General features: G+C 39.6%; 19 protein-coding genes. 10 read left to right on the top strand and 9 right to left on the bottom strand.

All coding sequences use genetic code 11. The features are described from left to right. The first annotated feature begins 36 nt into the window (after positions 1-36). Both G7B18_RS18725 and G7B18_RS18730 read left to right on the top strand, forming a co-directional pair. A complete protein-coding gene (locus G7B18_RS18725; protein WP_164113025.1) occupies positions 37-537 on the top strand; it encodes a GNAT family N-acetyltransferase in 501 nt (166 codons plus the stop codon). A gap of 115 nt (positions 538-652) precedes the next feature. After that, on the top strand, positions 653-1,141 hold the full coding sequence (locus tag G7B18_RS18730) for a thioredoxin family protein (protein WP_164113026.1): 489 nt from the start codon (positions 653-655) through the stop codon (positions 1,139-1,141). 115 nt (positions 1,142-1,256) lie between these two features. Here G7B18_RS18730 and G7B18_RS18735 read toward each other — a convergent pair whose 3' ends face one another. The 7 genes from G7B18_RS18735 to G7B18_RS18765 form a co-directional block, all read right to left on the bottom strand. Continuing rightward, complete coding sequence (locus tag G7B18_RS18735) at positions 1,257-2,429, bottom strand: NRAMP family divalent metal transporter (RefSeq protein ID WP_164113027.1); 1,173 nt, start codon at positions 2,427-2,429, stop codon at positions 1,257-1,259. After that, positions 2,426-3,184, bottom strand: a complete 759-nt coding sequence (locus G7B18_RS18740) for a LamB/YcsF family protein (protein ID WP_164123749.1) — start codon at positions 3,182-3,184, stop codon at positions 2,426-2,428. The genes G7B18_RS18735 and G7B18_RS18740 overlap by 4 nt, the downstream gene beginning before the upstream one ends. Further along, the gene (locus tag G7B18_RS18745; protein ID WP_164113029.1) at positions 3,174-4,133 is read right to left on the bottom strand and encodes a biotin-dependent carboxyltransferase family protein; all 960 of its coding nucleotides are present in this window, start codon (positions 4,131-4,133) and stop codon (positions 3,174-3,176) included. Before G7B18_RS18745 ends, G7B18_RS18740 begins: the two co-directional genes overlap by 11 nt. Further along, positions 4,123-4,809, bottom strand: coding sequence for a 5-oxoprolinase subunit PxpB (pxpB, locus tag G7B18_RS18750; protein ID WP_164113030.1), 687 nt, complete (start codon positions 4,807-4,809; stop codon positions 4,123-4,125). The genes G7B18_RS18745 and pxpB overlap by 11 nt, the downstream gene beginning before the upstream one ends. Positions 4,810-4,912: 103 nt before the next feature. Next, positions 4,913-5,164, bottom strand: a complete 252-nt coding sequence (locus G7B18_RS18755; RefSeq protein WP_164113031.1) for a hypothetical protein — start codon at positions 5,162-5,164, stop codon at positions 4,913-4,915. Positions 5,165-5,300: 136 nt separating this feature from the next. Then, positions 5,301-5,936, bottom strand: coding sequence for a gluconate 2-dehydrogenase subunit 3 family protein (locus tag G7B18_RS18760; RefSeq protein ID WP_164123751.1), 636 nt, complete (start codon positions 5,934-5,936; stop codon positions 5,301-5,303). 4 nt (positions 5,937-5,940) lie between these two features. Then, positions 5,941-7,677, bottom strand: coding sequence for a GMC oxidoreductase (locus G7B18_RS18765; protein WP_164123754.1), 1,737 nt, complete (start codon positions 7,675-7,677; stop codon positions 5,941-5,943). A gap of 203 nt (positions 7,678-7,880) precedes the next feature. Here G7B18_RS18765 and G7B18_RS18770 point away from each other — a divergent pair, with 203 nt between their 5' ends. From G7B18_RS18770 to G7B18_RS18805, 8 genes are all read left to right on the top strand, one after another. Then, on the top strand, positions 7,881-9,311 hold the full coding sequence (locus G7B18_RS18770; protein ID WP_164123756.1) for a sensor histidine kinase: 1,431 nt from the start codon (positions 7,881-7,883) through the stop codon (positions 9,309-9,311). Positions 9,312-9,319: 8 nt separating this feature from the next. Further along, the gene (locus G7B18_RS18775; RefSeq protein ID WP_164113036.1) at positions 9,320-10,003 is read left to right on the top strand and encodes a response regulator transcription factor; all 684 of its coding nucleotides are present in this window, start codon (positions 9,320-9,322) and stop codon (positions 10,001-10,003) included. Positions 10,004-10,453: 450 nt separating this feature from the next. Next, on the top strand, positions 10,454-13,474 hold the full coding sequence (locus G7B18_RS18780) for a SusC/RagA family TonB-linked outer membrane protein (RefSeq protein ID WP_164113037.1): 3,021 nt from the start codon (positions 10,454-10,456) through the stop codon (positions 13,472-13,474). Positions 13,475-13,491: 17 nt separating this feature from the next. Then, positions 13,492-15,123, top strand: coding sequence for a RagB/SusD family nutrient uptake outer membrane protein (locus tag G7B18_RS18785; RefSeq protein ID WP_164123757.1), 1,632 nt, complete (start codon positions 13,492-13,494; stop codon positions 15,121-15,123). Between the two features lie 84 nt (positions 15,124-15,207). Further along, on the top strand, positions 15,208-15,597 hold the full coding sequence (locus G7B18_RS18790; protein WP_240452903.1) for an IS66 family transposase: 390 nt from the start codon (positions 15,208-15,210) through the stop codon (positions 15,595-15,597). 100 nt (positions 15,598-15,697) lie between these two features. Then, on the top strand, positions 15,698-15,874 hold the full coding sequence (locus G7B18_RS18795) for a hypothetical protein (RefSeq protein WP_164123759.1): 177 nt from the start codon (positions 15,698-15,700) through the stop codon (positions 15,872-15,874). 226 nt (positions 15,875-16,100) lie between these two features. Beyond that, positions 16,101-17,474: a TlpA family protein disulfide reductase gene (locus tag G7B18_RS18800; RefSeq protein ID WP_164113039.1), complete on the top strand. Its 1,374-nt coding sequence runs from the start codon at positions 16,101-16,103 to the stop codon at positions 17,472-17,474. 92 nt (positions 17,475-17,566) lie between these two features. Next, the gene (locus tag G7B18_RS18805) at positions 17,567-18,643 is read left to right on the top strand and encodes a peptide-N-glycosidase F-related protein (protein WP_164113040.1); all 1,077 of its coding nucleotides are present in this window, start codon (positions 17,567-17,569) and stop codon (positions 18,641-18,643) included. A gap of 535 nt (positions 18,644-19,178) precedes the next feature. On the opposite strand, the gene G7B18_RS18810 is transcribed toward G7B18_RS18805, so the two are convergent. Both G7B18_RS18810 and G7B18_RS18815 read right to left on the bottom strand, forming a co-directional pair. Continuing rightward, a complete protein-coding gene (locus G7B18_RS18810; RefSeq protein WP_317164284.1) occupies positions 19,179-19,445 on the bottom strand; it encodes an IS110 family transposase in 267 nt (88 codons plus the stop codon). 574 nt (positions 19,446-20,019) lie between these two features. Then, a complete protein-coding gene (locus tag G7B18_RS18815; protein ID WP_164123761.1) occupies positions 20,020-20,592 on the bottom strand; it encodes a hypothetical protein in 573 nt (190 codons plus the stop codon). Positions 20,593-21,531: the final 939 nt, after the last annotated feature.

Raw genomic sequence — 21,531 nt, forward strand, 5'->3', positions numbered from 1 at the left:
ACTAAAGACCAGGACAAACGATTTAAAATAAATAATATGAGGCTAACATATAGAGATGCCAACAAAGCAGATCTAAACGAGATCGTAGATATCTATAATTCGACCATCGCTTCAAGGATGGTTACTGCAGATACGGTCCCGGTTTCTGTTGATAGTAGATTAGGGTGGTTCGATCGGCATAATCCGGAGAAAAGACCACTATGGGTTATAGAAGACGATTCTACAAAAATAATCGGTTGGGTGAGTTTTCAGTCATTTTATGGGAGACCAGCTTATGACGCAACCGTGGAAATCAGTATTTATATACACGAATCACAAAGAGGACAAGGTTTAGGAAAAGACATTCTTCAACACTCTTTAGAAAAAGCGCAAAATTTTGGTGTGAAGACTGTGCTTGGTTTTATTTTTGCGCACAATGAGCCCAGTATTAAATTGTTTAAGTATCTAGGTTTTGAAGAATGGGCTACACTTCCTGATATCGCTTTACTTGACGGCGTGGAGCATAGCCTCAAAATTTTAGGGAAGCGAATAGCCTGAGCCGATACCGGAGAATACTATCCGAATATGGGACACAATCCCCGCTTACTTCCGATTATCAGAATTTTTCATTAATATTGGAAACAAGCTTACTTACAGCACTAAAATTTCAGTTATGCGCCTTATTACATTTTCATTTTTGCTCTTTTGTGTCTTCATCACAAAGGGCCAGCAAGCCACAGTCTATAACCCCAATGCCAATGCCGAAGCTGAGATAGCCACTGCACTTAAACAGGCTAAAACCGAAAACAAACACGTGTTTCTGCAAATCGGAGGTAACTGGTGTAGCTGGTGCCTGTTGTTTAATAAATACACCCATGAAAATGATACCGTCAAAACAGCCTTCGACAAAAACTACGTAGTTGTCCATGTTAACTACAGCAAAGAACAAAAAAACGAGAAGTTGTTGTCTTCATTAGGTTACCCTCAACGTTTCGGATTTCCTGTATTTGTTATTCTCGATGCCAAAGGTAACCGTCTGCATACCCAAAACACGGCACACCTAGAACAGGGGCACGGGTATGATACGAAGAGGGTAGTAGGCTTCTTAGAAAACTGGTCGCCCAAGGCATTGGATCCGGCGAGTTATGCTGAGAAAAAATAAGATGTATCAAATCTGTAATAATAGGAAAGGTTGTGGGATAAATATCACAACCTTTCTCATTTCCTGATGGAATGGCCAATGACATGGCCTACCGAAACAAAATGCGAAAAGAAGCTTAAAGCACATCTATTAGCACCCGGATACTCATATAAGCCATCAAAACCACTATTATTGCTCCCACTAGCGTCAATAATGGAGGCTGCTTATACGAGCCGACAATTGTTGGTTTATAAGCTGCAATCAGCATTACCGACAGCGAAATAGGCAATATAATTCCGTTGATTGCTCCAGCCATAATCAGGAGATTAACTGGTTTGCCCAGCACGATAAATAGCATCGTCGAAATCAGAATGAATCCGATGATAACCCAATTTTCATTTTTAGCGATCTTCGTGCTAAATGATTTGATGAAAGAAACGGAGGTGTATGCCGATCCGATGATAGATGTCACCGCCGCGGCAAACATAACGAGACCGAACAATCGGTAACCAAAGTTTCCGGCAGCAAGCTGAAATACAGAAGCCGTCGGATTGCTATCGTCAATCGATAAGCCTTGTTGTATAATACCCAATGACGCCAAAAATAGACAGATACGCACTAGCGATGCTGCCGATATCCCCATTACTGCACTTCTGCTAACCTCGGGCAAAGCCTCCTTTCCCTTGATGTCCGCATCGACCAAACGGTGTCCGCCGGCAAAGGTGATGTACCCACCTACCGTGCCCCCTATCAATGTAATGATAGCGATAAAGTCGATCTTGAGCGGTAGCACCGTTCTTAAGGCTGCTTCAACTACCGGTGGACTTGCTATGATTGCAATGTAAACAATAGCCAAGATCATAATACCCGCCATAACCTGGGTAAAGCGATCCATGGCCTTTCCGATCTGTCTGTTTAAAAATACAGCAATAGCGATAAAAGCAGATAATATAGCTCCGGTGGTCACAGGGATACCGAACAACGCTTCGAGCCCCAGTCCAGCTCCGGCTACATTGCCAATATTAAAAGCCAGACCGCCCAGAATAATTAGCAATGAAAGAAAGACACCTAGACCAGGCAACAACTTATTGGCAATATCCTGAGCACGCATCTCGGATACTGCAATAATGCGCCAGATATTTAATTGCACACCGATATCTATGAGGATGGATATCAATATCACGAAGCCGAAACTGGCGCCCAACGATTTGGTAAAAACAGTTGTCTGTGTCAAAAAGCCTGGACCTATTGCCGATGTAGCCATCAATAGTGCTGCACCAATGAGCGCTGACGTATTTTTTTTGGTCATCTGATTTCTATATCCTCAGCTATTAATTGTTCATTTATCTTTCTAGCAAATAGAATTGCTTCCGCATTGTCCCCGTGCAGACATATGGTATCCACCTGTATATCCACCTCAAGCCCTTGCATTGATATTACTTTCCCCTCCTTGATCATTCGGATCACCTGCTGTGCAGCTCGTCTGTAGTCATGGATTAGCGCATCTGCATCTTGTCTAGGTGTTAGGCTACCATCGTGCTGGTAGGTACGGTCAGCAAATACTTCGTTGTATACAGTCAGCCCTTTTCCCCTTCCTGCGGTGATCGACTCACTCCCCGATAGGCCGAATAGAATCAATCCGGGATCTATATCAAATACCGCCTGTGCGATGGCATCGGCAAGGTCGCGCTTCCGTGCAGCCATATTGTAGAGTGCCCCGTGCGGTTTGACATGCTGGAGTTTCAGTCCTTTTGTCTTGGCACACGCTGCAAGAGCGCCTATCTGGTACACCATCAGTTCATAAACCTCGCGCGGTGTGACCTGTATTTCCCTTCTGCCAAAACCCAGTAGGTCCTGAAATCCAGGATGAGCACCTATCCGTATAGGATAGGCCGCCGCCAGTTGTAAGGTACGCATCATGGTCGAAGGATCGCCCGCATGAAAACCACAGGCTATATTTACCGACGACACATAAGGTAGTATAGCTTTATCATCACCCATTGCCCAAGGGCCAAAACTCTCACCCATATCGCAGTTGAGGTCTACTGTGTATTTATTCGTCATACTTGAACGCTATTGCACGGTTTAATTGCTGTAAGTTTTTGAAGCGGAGACGTAATAATTCTTGCGCCTCATCAATTGTAATAAATTTAAAATCAATCTGATCCATTGGTGCCATCTGCGCTAGCAAAGGCAGGTCTATAGTCGCCACCTGAGCGATCACGGGGTATCCTCCCGTGGTAGGATGATCGGCCATCAGTACGATGGCATTTCCCTGAGGTGGTACCTGAATGGTACCAAACGTGACTGCCGAGGACAACATCTCCGTTTTTTCTTTGAGACGTAGTGGATTAGATTCCAAGCGATATCCCATACGATCAGAAGCACGGTTTAAAGTAAAAGTACCGGACAGGAAGTCTAGATGCGCAGACGTATCAAAGCGCTCAAATTGTGGGCCCGCCGTGACCCGGATCGTCCGGATGGCAAGATCACCGTATAGAGAAGGATTCATCTGCCAGTTAAACTCAGTTTTTGCCCCCACATAAGGGCTACGAAATCCGATATGATCGTGTTTCTTTAATGCTCGGCCCTCATATCCGCCTATTCCGGCTTTGATATACGTGGAGCGGCTTTCTAATACCTCAGGAATGTCCAGTCCTCCATAAAAACAGATATAACTGCGACATCCCGAAACAGTTTTTCCAAAAGAAAGCGCTCCTCCTTGCGGTACAAAAACCGGCTTCCACATCGCTATAGGTGTTCCATCTATGGTAGGAGATAGGTCGCCTCCAGTTATACAAATCAATTGGTCTTTCTCAAAATAGAGCGTAGGCCCCAGATTCGTACACTCTATCGCAGCCTCTCCCTCTTTGTTGGCTAGGATGGCGTTTCCCAGCTGCAATGCCCAGGTATCCATAGCACCGCATACCGCTATCCCATATCGTTGGTACCCGTATCGACCGAGATCTTGTATACTCGTCAGTAGCCCCGCTTTGAACACCCTAATACCCATAATTGTCCTGTATTAAATGCTCAAAATCTTCTTTATCGACAGTCACAAACCGTAGCCGATCACCAGCTTCCAAGTAGGATGGTTTATCCCGATGCACATCAAACAGTCGTAGTGGTGTATGACCTATGATCTGCCAACCTCCTGGTGTTTGCATAGGATAGATACCGGTCTGTTGTCCCGCAATACCCACCGCTCCGGCATGGATCTTCAGTCGGGGCACTTCTTTGCGTGGTGTCGCGATACTGCTATCCATACCACCCAAATACGGAAAACCGGGTACGAACCCGATCATGTATACCAGATACTCATTCTTACTATGTATACGGATTACTTCTTCCACGCTCAGCCCATTATACTGTGCCACGTATGCCAGATCAGGACCATTGTAATAAACCGGGATTTCCTTTACCATAATGGATTGGGGCTGCTGTTCCGGTATATTTTTTAATACGTCGGAGAGCGATTTGATTAGCTCCTCATATCGAATCGTCAGCGGATCGTAGTAGATGGTTATTGTCGTATAGGCGGGCACATACTCCACGATACCAGACTTAGTCCAGTTCGCAAGACAAGCTACTACTTTTCTTATCTGTATGTTCACTTCTTCCGAAATATGGTCACCAAAAGACAAGACGACAGATCGATCGCCTAGAGGATAATATCTTATGGTGTCCATAATTTGCATGTTATAACTACACAAAGATTACAATTATCCTGCTATAATCAAATCTTAAGGTCAAATATGACGCACTGGTCTTTAATAAATTGTTGATCAATCTTTAAATAAAGATTAATGATAACGATGCCAGGTTACATATCTCAAATTGAATTAAATATTCTGTCTCTTTTAGAGGGTATCCATCTTCAGACTGGAATGCCCTATCGGTAACGACAAATTCGTACGCTTTATCTTTCTGGATATTCAATTCAAGCCATAGCGTCTTTCTGTCTTCGCTAAAACCTATGATCTTTTCGAGAGGAAAGTACGCTCTACCTTTTTCGGAAAACTTTATCGAGGTGCCATCTTTCATTGGTTTGGAAAAGACAATACCTATCTTTTTTGTTATAGAGGCTATTACCTTATCCTCCCCAATAGGCGTTACACATTCGACGGTGGGACATTCCCATTTGGATTTAATAACCTTTGGAAATCACATAAGCTTCTATTTACCCCTCATTCGTACTAAATCCATGCTCTTTCAATACGTCTTCCGGCACACCAGTCCAAACTCCCGGTTTGTTGCCCACATAACCTAAATCATCAATTCCAATCTTCGAGGTATAAAATCCTGATGCGGTTAAATTCCGTAGAGTCTTAAAAAAATTAACACCTTGCTCCACTTCAGGATTGTTTTTCGAAGGAAAAGCGATCTCATCCAAGAGGGCTACCTGCTGGTTTTCTTTACAGTTCTTAAATGCCTGCCCAAATTTTTTTTGGCAACGGATATCTATCCATTTTAGCCCGCCTCGCATCGGCGTTTTATATTCTGGCATATCTTTAACCATAAACTCTATAAAATCGGGCACGCCAGCTTCCGAAGCACTCCCTGAAAAGTCGTCCTTTGGAATAATATAGTCTGCCAGTATTGTAATGGTAGCCATCTCATGTTCAGAAAAAAACTGCTCTTCGTATAAGTTTAAATTTCTTTCATGTTCAAAGTCTTGAATACCGGGCAACTTATCGTTAAGATTTTTTGTTGCATTCGAACTATTGCTTTGTTTTTCTTGGCTACAAGATTTTGTAAGAATTCCAGTTCCTGCTGCTAGAAAACCAAGTGCTTTTAGTGAATCTCTTCTATTCATAGCATTAGCTGTTTAATTTTTTATTTTCTTCAAGTATGTATTCTGCCGTACGCATAGAGAGGGCTAGGATAGTCCATGTTAGGTTTTTGTCTCCCTGTTGTACAAAAGGTCCTGCATCTACCACGTATAGATTTTTGCAGTCATGTGCCTGTCCCCATTTGTTTAACACAGATTTTTTTGGATCATTTCCCATACGTGTCGTACCGCCTTCATGTATGATTTTCCCTGGAGCTTCTAGACCATAGAGTGTATCTGCGCCATGTATTTTAGATGTTATAACTGCACCCATTTCGTGCATAATAGATTGGAAAGTTTCTTGCATGTGCTTCGCTTGGAGAATTTCCTCATTTGCCCATTTATAATTGAAACGCAATATTGGAATACCGAATTTATCCACCTTATTAGGGTCTATTTCGCAGTAGTTGTCTATTCTTGCTATCGCTGTACCGCGACCGGCCATACCCACATTTGAACCATAAAAACGTCTATATTGTTCTTTCAATCCACTGCCATATCCCATTTCTCCCATTGGTTTTCCGTCTTTACTAGGGATTTTATCTCCCAACTCAGCTGTTCCACCAAAAATTCCGTAGGACGGCATCCGCATTCCTCCTCCATATTCAATATGATACCCTCTGGGGAAATCTAGTTTTTTGTTGTCTAACCACCAGGGTGAGTATATGTGTACGCTACCAACACCATCCTCATTGTACCTTTTTCTATCTAGGAGTTGAGGAAGAAAACCACTAAGACCGGCTCCTGTCGAGTCGTGTAGATATCTCCCCACCAAGCCTGAGCTATTTCCAATACCGTTAGGGTGCGCCGTTGATTTAGAATTCAGCATTAAACGTGCACTTTCACACGCACTAGCTCCTAATATTATCTTTTTACCTTTTACAGTATACTCTTGCAGGTCTTTAGTATCCACATAAGAAACACCGATAGCTTGCCCTTCGTCATTTGTCAGTACTTCCCGTACCATGGCATTATCAATAACCTTGAGATTACCAGTTTTCATCGCTGGAATAACCAAGCACGATGAAGACGAAAAGTCGCCATATACCTTACATGCCCGGCCACATTGCCCGCAATAGAAACATGTGCCTCGGTCTTTCGCTCCGGGCAAAGGCTCTGTCAGTACAGAACCGCGGCCTGCAATTACTGGGACTCCAGCTTTTGCACCTCCTTTACGGATGTAGAGCTCATTCAAGCGTGGTTTAGGTGGTTTTAAGAAAATCCCATCAGGTTCATTATGTATACCTTCTACAGTACCGTAAATACCTATCATACGGTCTATGCGATCGTAATAAGGCTTCACTTCATCGTAGGTAATCGGCCATGCGTCAGTGAGGTCATCCTTTGGTTGAAAGTCATCGGGGCCCATTCGTAACGAAATTCTGCCCCAGTGGTTAGTTCTTCCACCTAACATCCGGGCTCGAAACCATTCAAATTCTGTCCCATTTGTTTTGCTGTAAGGCTCGCCATCTATTTGCCAACCACCATATGCGGCATCAAAATCACCAAACGGCCTAGTTGTGCTAGCCCCTCTTCTCGGTGATTCCCATGGCCAGCGGAGCTGTAAAGCGTCTATCGCTGGGTCGTAAAAAGGCCCTGCCTCGAGCATAAGTACCTTTAAGCCAGCATGGGCAAGTATATATCCTGCCATACCACCTCCAGCCCCCGAACCTACAACTATTGCATCATAGTTTTCATTTGATTCAATAATTTGAAATGTTTTCATAAAACCGTTTATATTAATCAATATTTAGCATTTTCATCATTACGAACTTTATTAAAAGCTTTCTTTATGCAAAATGAGAAAAAAACTAAAGAACTGATTCCTCCGGATTGTTAACGACTTGTTAATAGTGCTGCTTTTGTAACACGTTATTGGTAAATATTATGCGATTTATTTAGGTTTGAGAAATACTAACTAATTATTTCATGCTAAAGAAGACGAAAGAGCGCTTGTTGTCCAGTACTATGTTAAAAGTTACGGCAAGCCTCTGTTTTATTATTTTATTAGGACTGCATTATAAGCTTATTTCAGACGCATACGAGACCAAAAATACCGAGCTATTTCGCGTTGAGAAAGAGCGGATAAAGGCTGCGTATGAAAAAGCCATCATTAATGATAAGCTATTTCCAGGAGGGCAACATATCATTGATAGCATCCTGTCGGTAGAAATGCTAAAAGAACTGGAAATGCTACATCAAGCAAACAGTTCAAAACTTTATACTATCAGTAATGATCTCTATCGAGACATTCTAGTAGCTTTGAAAAAAGATAATAACATCGATTCCCTCCTGTACAATATTTACCTTGAGCAAGGTTTAGATGCCGATACTATTGACCACACATTAGTGATACACACCTTTTTGATCACTTTTGATGGCAAAGAGTATCTACCTTTTGGGTACAAACCCGATCAAGCTTTTCAACCAACCTTACTTTCGGGCAAATGGGATATTGTTCATCCTTCCAGCCTAGTATCCACTATTACCGTTTCCGATCCGATTCCTTATACCTACAGGTTTGGTTTTGCATTGTATATTCAACAAGATCACGCTATTTGGCATACCCTCATTGGGATTTTACCGCTATTATTTCTTTCAGGTATCAGTATTCTACTCCTGTTATTTGTATACTTTGTAACATTCAACAATTGGATAAAGCAAAAAAAAATGAACGAAATAATCAGTGATTTTGTCAATAGCATAACCCATGAATATAAAACCCCGATATCGACCATTAAAGTCTGTGTTAAGAACCTTCAACGTGAAGCAGTAGATAAACTGCGTATGGACACCATAATATCGGGCTTGTCTATTATCGAGAGGCAATCAGATCGTTTAAACAACCTCATGGATAAGGTTATCTACGCGAGCATGTTTGATCCAGTATGCATTGAGAAGACAGAGCAGCCCATAGTTCAAGATCTTGAGACTGTATTAAATGATCTTCGGTTAAAATTCCAACTGAACGAGAAGATCATTATTCACTCGCATTTAGAGGCAAAAGACCTTTACATCAAATACAACTTGTTTCTTTTTACAACTGTTTTAATTAATTTGGTTCAAAATGCGGTCAAGTTTAATGATTCTGACTTTATTCAAGTAATAGTGGAACTAAAAGAAATAGATGATAGATTGTCGTTATCTGTATCCGATAATGGTATAGGTATTTCAGAAGAAGATCAAAAGCGGGTATTTGATCGTTTTTATCAAGGTAAAACATCTAGAAATCGGGGTGGTATAGGCTTAGGTCTTTATTATGTAAGACGGTTGGTTGTTACACATAATTGGACAATTGAGGTTAGATCCAAACTGAATACAGGTACTACTTTTAAAATTACAATCCCAAAGTATAAATAAAGTACATTATGAAAAACAAGATTCTTTTGATAGAAGACGATTTAGACCTCGGCGAGCAGACTACCTATTACTTGCGATCATCCGGGTTTGATATCACCTGGAGCAAAAACGCTACAGAAGCTTTGTCCTCATTACAATTGAATACTTTTAACCTTCTTTTGGTAGATATTCAGATGCCCGATATGGATGGTTTTGAGTTGCTACGAAAGGTACTGTTAATCTATCCTCAACAGCGATTTATATTTTTAACAGCTCGAGATAATAAAGAAAGTAAGATCCGAGGATTAAAGCTTGGCGGAGAAGATTACGTTACAAAACCATTCGATATTGAAGAGCTTTCCTGGCGTATTCATAATATTATAAACCGTCAACAGGTGCGTCAAACTTCTGATTTGATTATTGGAGATATTCGATTGCTCCAAGATCAAATGATGTTATCATTTCCCAACAAACACCAGGTCAGCCTAACAGAGCGAGAGTTTGAGGTTTGGAAATATTTTGCCTTAAATACAAATCGTGTTTTGAGGAGAGAAGACATCTTGTTGGCTGTTTGGGGCGAGAACGACTACTTTCTTGGCCGAAGCTTAGATGTTTTTGTTTCTCGAATACGCAAGTTATTGTCTTACTCTCGTAATGTACAGCTAGAAACCGTTTATAAAGTCGGGTTCATTTTTAGGGCACCAAGCACCTAATTTCTATCTATTAACAAGTTGTTAACAAGCGAATAACATTTGATTAACAAGTTCATTTGACAATGAGCCGTATCTTCAAATTGCTAATTATTTGAAGTACTTCAGCTCATTATTAATGTATATAATAACTAACTGAAGTTTAGCTTTTCTCGCATCACGGATCCAAATATGGTTGTTTTAGATGTAATCTTTTGCAACAAATTATTTGGGATAAAGGAGAAGGTGTCTTGAGCTTCTGAAGCTGTATTTCCTTTTATTTGATTCAAAGCAGCGAGGAGCAGAATTTGGTAGTTAGTATGTGTTCAAGTGGTTTTTTTAACCCGATTTGAAGTGCATTTATAGTTTATAATATAGACTTACTAAATAATAAAACCATCGTAGGAGTTGTTATTTTGATTAACAATTATTTTTAACAAACTAAACTTATGTACAAGCACTAACCGATTACTTATGAGAAAATTTATCAATTTTAAAACCAAGAGAAATTCCTGGCTATTACTACCATTCGCTCTATTCAGCACCGATGTCAGTCCGATTTATGCACTGACGACCCCCAAATTTTCAGCCAGTGGATTTTCTGTGGCACAAAGTGTTCAGTCTGTTTCGGGGGTTGTTCATGATGGAGAGACAGGAGAACCTCTTATTGGAGTCACAGTTTCTTTAAAAGGAGGCAAAGTTGCTACACAGACCGATTCAAATGGGCGTTTTCAAATACAAGCCGCAGTCGGGGAGATTTTAATAGTTTCTTACATGGGCTATACCGCTCGTGAGATTACAGTTTCTGGCTCCGCTCTAACTATCACATTAACTGCCGATAGCTCAACACTGGACGAAGTAGTGGTGGTTGGTTATGGTTCACAGAGAAAGAGCGAGATTACTTCAGCTGTTGCTTCCATAAAAGAGAAAGACTTTAATCAAGGAGGCATGCGGAGCCCGATGGATCTAGTGCAGGGCAAAGTCGCGGGATTGAACATTACACGTACACAAGGTAGCAATCCCAATTCTGGCTCCAGTATCCAATTACGTGGCATGGCCTCTATGAAGGGAGGAAATTCGCCTTTGATTGTTATCGATGGTATACCTGGAGGTAACTTGGATTTAGTTAAACAGGGCGATATCGAGTCTATTGACGTGCTTAAAGATGGTTCGGCAGCAGCAATCTATGGAACAAGGGGCAATGGTGGTGTTATCTTAATAACTACCAAAAGAGGAAAAGCAGGAACATCTTTTTTTGATTATCAAACCTACGGGCAAATAGAGTCTGTCGCTAGAAGGCCGTCTATGCTTTCAGCAGATCGATTTAGAGCATTAGTTGTTGAGGGGCAGAATCGTCCCTCGCTAGATATCGGACACAGTACAGATCTTTATAACGAGCTGATTAACAAAGATAATTTTTCTCATTTTCATAATTTTAGTGCGAGTGGCGGTAGTGATAAATCTACCTATAGAGCTTCTTTAAACTATCAAGATGCCAAAGGCATTGCCAAGCAAAACGAAAGAGAGCAGTTTGGTGGCCGTCTGAGTTTTACACAAACAGGTTTAAATGAGCGACTTACTTTCGCTACCAATATAGCGGCTAATTTTAACAAAGCGGATCTATTGGGTGGTAAGACCGAGTATTTTGAACAAGCTATACAGCGTAATCCTACCGCGCCGATATATAACGAGGATGGATCTTTTTACGAAACACAGGGATACAACAACTTCAATCCGCTAAGCCGTTTGGCGAATAGAATTGAAGAACGTAACCAGCAGACATTTTCGGGCGATGCCCGCTTAAAGTTACAGATTATAGCGTCTTTAAGCGTTTCTGCTTTTGGTTCTTATGTACGCGACAGTTGGAACGATAGACAGTTTCGATCCATTAAAGACTGGGATCAGCGGCCTAACTCTCCTTATTTGGGTACAGCCTATGCATACAAGAGGAACGAAATGAATGACAGTAAAACATTTGAGATTACTGCGGATTACAAAAAGAAGTTTGCAGATAAACACGAGGTTACGGGGTTATTAGGCTATAGTTATCAATATTCTACCTTAGAGTGGTTTGAGATGTCCAACAGTGGTTTTACCACAGATGCTTTTCTCGACTGGAATATAGGCGCTGGTACAGCTATATCTAACGACAAACTTCCGCGACCTGGATTGGGATCCTTCAAAGAGGATAATAAATTAATATCATTTTTCGGACGTGTTAATTATACATACGATTCTCGTTACTTTTTAACGGCTATACTACGTCGCGAAGGATCTTCTCGTTTTGGCGATAATAATAAATGGGGGAATTTTCCCGCTGTTTCCGCCGGTTGGAATATCAGTAATGAAGAGTTTTTTTCCAATAGGGATATCGTGAATGATCTTAAGATACGAATTGGTTATGGTGTTACCGGTAACCAAGGATTTCCTAACTATAAGTCTTTGATTTTATTATCTACTGGAGGTGTATATCCTCAAAATGGAAATTACTATCAAACTTATGGCCCCTCGTCGAACCCTAATCTTAATTTAAAATGGGAACAAAAAGCCGAGTTAAATATTGGTCTTGATTTCGGTCTATTGGATAATCGTATCACGGGTAGTGTTGATGTGTATAATAGGAAAACTAAAGACTTGTTAAACGAATACACAGCGCAACAGCCGGCTTTTGTGAAAAACTTAATCTGGTACAACGTTGGCGAAGTATCCAATAAGGGTATCGAGCTACAGCTTTCAGCAACTGCAATGCAGAGAAATGACTTTCAGTGGGATATCAATTTTACTGGAAACTACCAAAAAAACAATCTAACTAAAATGTCTAATGACCGTTTTAAGAGTAGTTGGATGACTTTTGGCGGGCTTCCTTCTCCGGGCAACTTAGGTGATGCTATTCGTTTGGAAGAGGGCGGAGAGATCGGATCATTCTACGGTAAACGTTTTGCTGGTTTTACCGACGAAGGGAAGTGGTTGTTTTATAAAGCCGACGGCTCTACAGGAAGAGCATCAGAAATCAATGAAAATGATCTGGCCTATATCGGTAATGGTGTACCTAAATTTCAGGCATCCTTATCCAATCGGTTTTCCTATAAAGGTTTTGACTTAACCGTATTTTTCAGAGGTAAGTTTAAATACGACATTTTGAACACTGCCGATATGTTTTTTGGTAATCAGAAGTGGCTACCGAATAACGTATTTGAGAGTGCTTTTGATAGAAATAAAAAAATTAATGATGATCCTCAATATTCCGATTATTACTTAGAGAATGGATCGTTCTTGAAACTGGATAACATCACTTTTGGTTACAATTTCAAGATGCAAAATAATTATGTGAGAAATCTCTACCTATATGCCTCTGCACGAAATTTAGCTACTATTACAAGCTACAAAGGATTGGATCCCGAGTTGCAGGATACCGGGTTTGATGCTGGTATTGATACCCGTACCTTTTACCCAAGAACACAGTCATGGACTATAGGTTTAAATGTTGGTTTCTAAATAAAAAAGATAGACAAATGAAAAGATCTAATAGATTAATAGTAGGACTTATATCATCAGCTTTAATAGGAGGGACGTTCCTCAGCTGTACAGATTTACAGGAGAAAGTATATAGCGAAATAAAAGCGGATAACTTTTATAGTAATAAATTAGAGGTTATGCAGGCGGCGCTTCGCCCGTACACGCACATGCAGTCGTGGTTAGCTCCTACAGGTGGTAGTGGGTATTATTACCACTCCGAGTTATCCGCTGATCAGTTGGCTTGGCCGCAGAAAGGGAAGCATGGCTACGATTCTGGCGATCATATTCGTATGCACTACCATACTTGGACAAGTAATGAGTCTCGTATTCGTAATGCCTGGAGGGGAATGTGGGAAGGGGTAGGCTACGTCAATAATGCGATTAATGATATACAAGGTCTTAATTTGCCTAAAATAGGTATGACAGAAAACGAAGGGCTTACTATCTTAGCACAACTAAAGGTCCTTCGTGCCTTTCATTACTTGAAAATCATGGATATGTGGGGTAATGTGCCTATCGCTACTAAAGTCGGCGATCCGATCAACCCCGAGACAAAGTCGCGCGCCGAAGTTTTCAAGTTTATAGAGAGCGAAATCAACAATAATATTGATCAGTTGCCTCTGACAAGTCGAGAAACTATAGGTCAGGTTTCTAAAGCATCGGCTTATGCCATGTTGGCAGAGTTGTATTTGAATGCCGAGAAATGGACCGGTACAGCAAGGTGGGACGATTGTATTGCCGCCTGCAATAAAATTATCTTGGGCGAAGGAGGCGGGATTGACGGCATTCCTCAGCTTAGCGCAGATATTAACTCCGTTTTTTCCAACGCGAACGATTTTCATAAAGAATCTCTGTTCCAGTTTCAATTTAGTAGAAGGGGAGGGTTGAATTTTGGTTGGGGCGGATTCTTTATGGGATATGACAACATGAAGGATGTCTTGAAAGTAGCTTATGGCGGATGGAATGCTTTCGTCGTAATTCCAAGTGCTTTCGACGCATATGCAGCGAATGATCTTCGTAAAAAACAGTGGTTTTTGTTTGGCCCTCAATATAAATACGGCACCACTATACCTATTCTAGGCACAGAAGAGTGGGACGGCAAACCCTTCGCTTATGTTAATACGATCAGGAGAGAAAGCGAGGGAGACTTAACCTCACAAGGATCAATGACACAAGGGGAGGAAAATTCTGGAGCTCGTTTCCATAAATACAAATCAGGAACTTTGGATGAACCTAATTATTTGGAAAATGATTATATCCTGTATCGCTTGACGGAAATTTATTTTAATAAAGCAGAGGCTCTCATGCGTAAAAATGGAGATGTCGCTACGAGTGAAGCTGTGAATTTAATTAACGAATCTCGTAAACGCGCTTTTGATCAAACAGATTGGCCAACCGAAAAATACACTGTCACCACCTTGACTTTGAAAGAGCTTTTGGCAGAAAGAGGAAGAGAGTTTATTTTCGAAGGCAAAAGACGAACGGATCTAATTCGTTTTGGAGAATTTATCAACGGCACTTGGTGGGATCATAAAGCAACCAAAGATGTGAATCGGGAACTATTTGCGATCCCCATTAATCAGATTGACAATAATCCTAATCTGAAACAAAATCCCGGATACGAGTAGTCGTTTAAAAAACGTACTTTGAACTCGGTTGGGATATAACATCTTATCAAAACGAGCAAGAGGATCCATTCGACATATTGTCGGATGGATCCTTTTGCTCATGGTTATGCAGTGTATGAAAAATACGGTAAAAAGAAAGAGGTGACACACCTTGCTTGCTGGGCACATGTGCGCAATGAGTTTGAAAAAGCACTGGATAATGATAAGCAAAGAGCTGAAAAGGCATTATTCATGATTCAAAAACTTTACGCTATAGAAAGTCGCGTCAAAGAAGGTGAGCTTGACGCCAAACAGATCAAAGAAATCCGTCTGACCGAATCACTGCCTGTTATCAACGAACTGGGAAAATGGATCTTTGAAGAGATAAAAAACACACTCCCTAAAAGTCAGATTGGTCAAGCAACATTCTGTGCATCAGCTGTTAGGGACTTCGCTGTCTCTTACCAACGCCTGTTGGGCCATGGCTCGGTTTAATATTCTGCCTCTGTCTTGAGATATTTCATTTATTGTTTTTTTTGGTAAGACGTTTTCCTTTGAAACATCCCCGAAAGAAAAAAATGCTGTATTAAAGTTTATGTTTATTTATATGGTAGAGGAGATGGGGTTCAAGACCAAATTAATCACATTGAAAGACATTATATTATTTCAATTACTTTTAGTTTTCGCCCTACCACTTGTCATCCGTATTTTTAAAAGAAAGGATATCATGTTTCCAGTTGCTATACGCCTGAAGAACGAGATCGGTCAATAATATAAAATAAAGAACATTCCAAGATTTATGCTTTTTGATAAAGAAGGCCGAATTATAAAAGCTTATAATCCATATGCTTCTGATCGATAGTTGAAAACTATGCTTGAGGCGGTATTAGCAAAATAATACCGAAGTTATTTTCTATATTAAAAATCTTCGACCTATATTTAATTACTATCAATATAAAATTCATTATACCTTGTCACAGGGTAAAAAACTTATTCAAATGAAAAAAATAATTTTATCAGCTGCCTTGCTCGTTGGATTTACAGCAACCGTTGCTCAAGTAAGTGAAATACGCGGAACCGTAAAAGCAGAACACGCAAGTATAAAAGACAATATCTCTTTGATGAAAATAGAAGATGGAGAGCCAAAAGTAATTGCGACAAGCAATCTATCTAAAAATGGTTTCTTTGGCTTTTTATTTATTCCTGAATCTGAAGGCTTTTATGTTCTAGGATCTCCAGATATCTCAAAAGGACAGTTTCCTGTTTATCTTAAGCCAGCTGATAAAGCAGAACTGACAATTGATGGTGTACACGCCGAATTTACTGGCGAAAATACCCCTGAAAATATAGTTCTGGACAAATGGTTGACTTTTACAAAAAAAATAAAAAGAATGTCAGTGCACCCTATGACTATTTTATCTAAATCAGATTTGAGCAGCTACAAAGATTTTTTTCCTGAACTGACTGCAATCGCTTCACAAACTGATGAATTTAGGAAAGGGATAAGAACAAATAACCTCTATTTTAATGAATTGATGAAAGAGGTTACTACTTATGATATTGATTTTTATGCACTGAGTTTCCTGCGGTTGCCATCCACTCCATGGGCACCCACTCCTAAAAAAGAGGATTACCCCGCTTATTATGGTTCTATTGTAAGCAAAAATAAATTTCCAAATGATAAATTATTTAGTGTCCATTATGGTAAAAGTTACTTAAAAGAGTATGTTGATTTTGCTTCAGACAATAATTTGGATATGGCTGGAAAGCTCGGGCTGTTGGCCACTGATCGTCAAAAAGCTGAATATATATTGTATACTCAAATACCGAAAATAAAAACATATGATCATTATACGGACATGATGAATAATTATGGGCAGTACTTTAAAACAGAAAGTCAAAAAAGGCGAGCTGAAAATTCAGGAGCCCGGTTTTACGAGAAAAAGCCCGGAGGGATAGCTTCTGATTTCGAATATCCAGATGTCCATGGGAAGATGGTGTCGTTAAGTGGCCAAAAAGGAAAAGTAGTCCTGGTAGATGTATGGGCAACATGGTGTGGTCCATGTAAGAAGGAAATACCTGCTCTAAAAAAAATAGAAGAGGAAATGGAGGGAAAGGATGTCGTAATTATCAGTATATCTGTAGACGAACTGAAGGATAAAGAAAAATGGTCCAAAATGGTCAACGATGCAGACTTAGGTGGAGTTCAGCTTTTTGCCGGAGCAAAGTCTAAGATATCGGATGATTATAAGATTACCAGTATCCCTCGTTTTATGGTCTTTGATAAAGAAGGTAAAATAGTGAGTGTGGATGCGCCTAGACCCTCAAATCCAGCATTGAAACAAATGCTTGAAAAAGAACTGGCCAAGTAGAAATTAACATATTCAGGAATTATAATATATTTGCGTCGTTGAGCGATAATTTACCTCAACGACGTTATTATAATAAAATAGACCAAACAAATATGAAGTACCTAATGGCAGCTGTGATATTTTTGACTATAAGTGGTTTTAGTCAAAAAGCAGCTGAAATAGAAAAAGATAATATATCAATTTTTAAAGATGCCTTATTCTTTGATGGATATGCCAATTTAGTAGATTATCAAGTTCCTCCTGAGATTATTCGGACCAATACAACATATGTCAGAAAACTGACTGCTCCTGAACTGAAAAGAATAAATGGCACTTTAGAAATGCAGGTCCTCCTAAAACCTGCTTGTGACAATTATGATCGTATCGCCAATGTGTCTTTAGCACTAGTTGAAAAGGGACAGACTTATAGTAAAGATGCTATTCATATTGAAATAGGCCGTTTTATCACACCATTCATGGATAAAAATAAGAGCCCGAATGAGGTTCCTTATATTTGGAATGTCGATCATATTGCTCAAATATTGTTGGATAAAAAAATGAATGCACAGTATGATTTTTATATCGGGTTAAGCATGTTTGGTGTTTCATCAGCGGCACAAAAAGAGGTGAAAGGTTGTGAAGGTAGAAAGGATGTGTTTATTGGTAACTTATCATTTATTATAAATAAGAAAAATGTCAAGAAAAAGAAGCTTACCGAAATGAAGAGTATTGTTTATGATTACAAATTGAACAACTATAAAAATACGGATACCTTAGGCAAAACGGTGAAAGAGATTACACTGGTATTAGACGCTAATATTGAGAATGCAAAAATTTATCTCATTACATCGAATCACGGTGCTAACAGAGGAGGGGAGGAATATACCCGGCGCATCCACAATGTTTACTTGGATGGTAAACTGGTGCTGAACTACATTCCCGGAGAGCCAAGTTGTGAGCCATATCGGGTTTATAATACGCAAGGAAATGGTATTTATGGACGTAAGCCGCGTACCGATAAGGAGTGGCAATCTTTCTCAAACTGGTGTCCAGGTGCTCTGATACCTACTCGAGTGATCGAATTGGGGAGACTCAAAAAAGGGAGTCATGTCTTTAAAATAGAAGTACCAGACGCACAATTCTTAGAAAACAAAGGTTATATTCCCGTATCTGCATTTATACAAGGTTAATTTGAAACTATTGTAATAATAGAAAGGAGGCTATATGGGAGAGCAAAACGTGAAATAGTTAAGGGGCCGTCTCTTTTGAGACAGCCCCTTTTTTGTTTATTAATGTTTTTCTTCTTGATTTAATCATTTGAACAGATCTTTTAATTTACCTTCTATAAAAATGATATTTACAATTTTGCAACTCTGCAATTTTAACTCTTTGTTTTGTATCCCCTCCTGTGTGTAGATACGCTAGGTGGAAAATAACTCAATTATTTAAAAGAATAAAAATTAAAGTTGTTTTAAATGGAATTTAAGCAATTAAAACGATCAATTTAGATCTTCACTAGATCGTAAGTTGGCTATTATTCGTAAAATTCGGACAGCCCATTATGCACAGAAGTACCAAGATGTGGCTATTTGTTATGCATTGCCAAGTCAAGTTCTTTAGGAGATACATACGCTGTTAATGCAACGCGAAAAGCTCGTTGTTTTCAAGGCTTCCTTAAAGGGGCAAGAAAAACTTTTCTAGTTATTGGCAAGAGGTCTTATACGTTTATAGCTTTACATTTTTGGTTTGACTTCCTGAAACTAAAATCACTTCAAATCCTGAATTTTGTAGAGCACTAAAAAGTGTTTGCCAGTAGCTACCGGTACTTTCCATTGCTACAGTACTAATTTCATGACTGCTGAGATATTCAATCATATCATCATTATCTTTGGCGTAGACCCCATAGGATCTTACATTCTCAACATTTTGATCCACAGCAACAACGTGCATACGGGACCCGACATCAATACCTGCTGCCTTAGTATTTACAATCTATAATGAAATTGTGTTCTTTTCCATAGTTTAATAATTTAGAAACTAAGGGATACATTCTTTAATTCAAAAATCATTAAGATTAGATCTATGCATCCGAATCAGATTTCAGGAAGGACTCAATTTAGTACCCGTTAAACTTCCGGTTTCTTCAAAGTTTCAATACTAATTTAAGAACTACTTACTTAAGTTGTCTCCGCTATTCGATTGCTAAAGCGAAATATTGTGATTTCAGGACGAGATACTTTATAGATTTAACCCATAAACAAACCTCGCATTATCATCCTTTTTCCTTGTTGATATCTTTGGCAGTCCTTTCGTGCTGTTGCGGTATTTTAATGCGTTGGCGAGTAATAGGGGACGGATAGGTTGTTCGATTTCTGCTTTGCAGTTGCTGAATATCAATTACTTATCCAATAAATAAATTCATCGGTGTCCACTATGTTCCAAGAGTGCGGGTTCCTTTCTCCAGTCTGTTTTCTCATACCATCTATCTTACTGAGCACAAGTTCAATATTGACATCAGAATGGGTTCGATTTAAAAAGTTTACGTAGACGGATTGGTCCAATAAGTTTAAATCCAGCAGGTCTCTCTTACGGCTTTCGATCTGCCATTCAATGGCAGGTTCGTTGTAGATTTATAGATATTTACCTCATTTCCGTTAACTATTTCGGTGCCTGAAAAAGCTATATATTTATTATTCCTAACCATTGAACTAGAGATATACGAACTGGAATATTTCCAGCCAAATGATTCGAAAAGCTTTTTGATTTTGTCGACAATCATACCCTTTGAACAAAACTCTTCGTTAGTTAATAAATAATGAATTATAGCATAAGTAATACTTGGACGCTTTTCTAACAGGCTATAGTAAGAAACATTATCTTTATGAATATCCTTAAGCGTATTGCGAGAATTATCCTCAATCTGGATATCCGGAATGTTTAATTCCGTTAATGATTTTTTAAAAAATAAACTTGCTATATTAATTGCTTCAACATTAAATAGGGCTTCATCGTTTCTAATTCTAGCTAATGTTCTTGTTGATTTCTCAATGAGGTTTGCAAAGTCTTTATCATCGATACCATTAGCATCAATTAATTTAAGTATGTTTTTAGTGATTACCTCTCTGTTTATACTCGACATAAGTCAAATATGAAATCTTACCAGATTACAAAAAGCGACATTTAATTCTTTTTTTGTAATTAGATTACTTGTCTTTGATTTATATAGAAGACAACGTTTGTTTTCTAAAGAACTTAGGTGTTTAAACTAAGAGTCTTGCCGTCACAATATTCTCACGCCACGACGCAAGGCAGCAGATTAAACACCCATGTCTATACTTTTATGCTATATTTGCCTAGATGGTAGATGTGGGCGCTGCTGTAATTCCGTGTCGTGTAAGGCGTGAGAAACTTTATTGTGACGACGGTTTGTAGCCCCACATGTATCAAGGAGCTACCCACGCAAGACTCGTTAACCAATAGCGAGTATGAGCTTAAAAAAAAGAACAAAAAACATTATTTCGGCCCCGGAGTAGCTTCGGAGGCTTAGTCATTATTGATGACTTTTCTAGTTCTTGCGATGTGCATTATAAACCGATTATTTTACTTGAATTTAAATTAAGCAAATTCTTGATATTCAGTTTACTATTTTGTTGAACGGTGTGGCCTGATCAAGGATTAGGTATGGTTGGTTATTGATAGGATAAGCTCTCAGTCCCGCCTTCATTAGGTTACACTAATGAACTCGAAAACCTCGTGTAGCGAGTTCTTCAAGTCCATTGAAAAACAATTTAAAACCTTGAAAAATGAAACATTTTTTAGGGGTGGGGAAGGACTGTCCTGTGGACAGAGTGACAAAGATCTTTCTAGTCGCCCGATAGAACAAAACAATAGATTATCTACGATGAGCCCTTCGGGGTTGCTTATTCGCGAAGCTCATCGCAATGACGAGCGGGGAGGTAGGGCGCAGTGCCGGTAGAACGGGCGAAGACAGGGGGAGTCTTCGTTCTGCCCAAGGCCTGCCTTTGTCCGGCCTTGATTCTTTCAAAACACGGTCGATCCCCGATGGATCCCCGATGAA

This window comes from Sphingobacterium sp. xlx-130, from assembly GCF_011007405.1.
Classification (GTDB): Bacteria; Bacteroidota; Bacteroidia; order Sphingobacteriales; family Sphingobacteriaceae; genus Sphingobacterium; species Sphingobacterium luzhongxinii.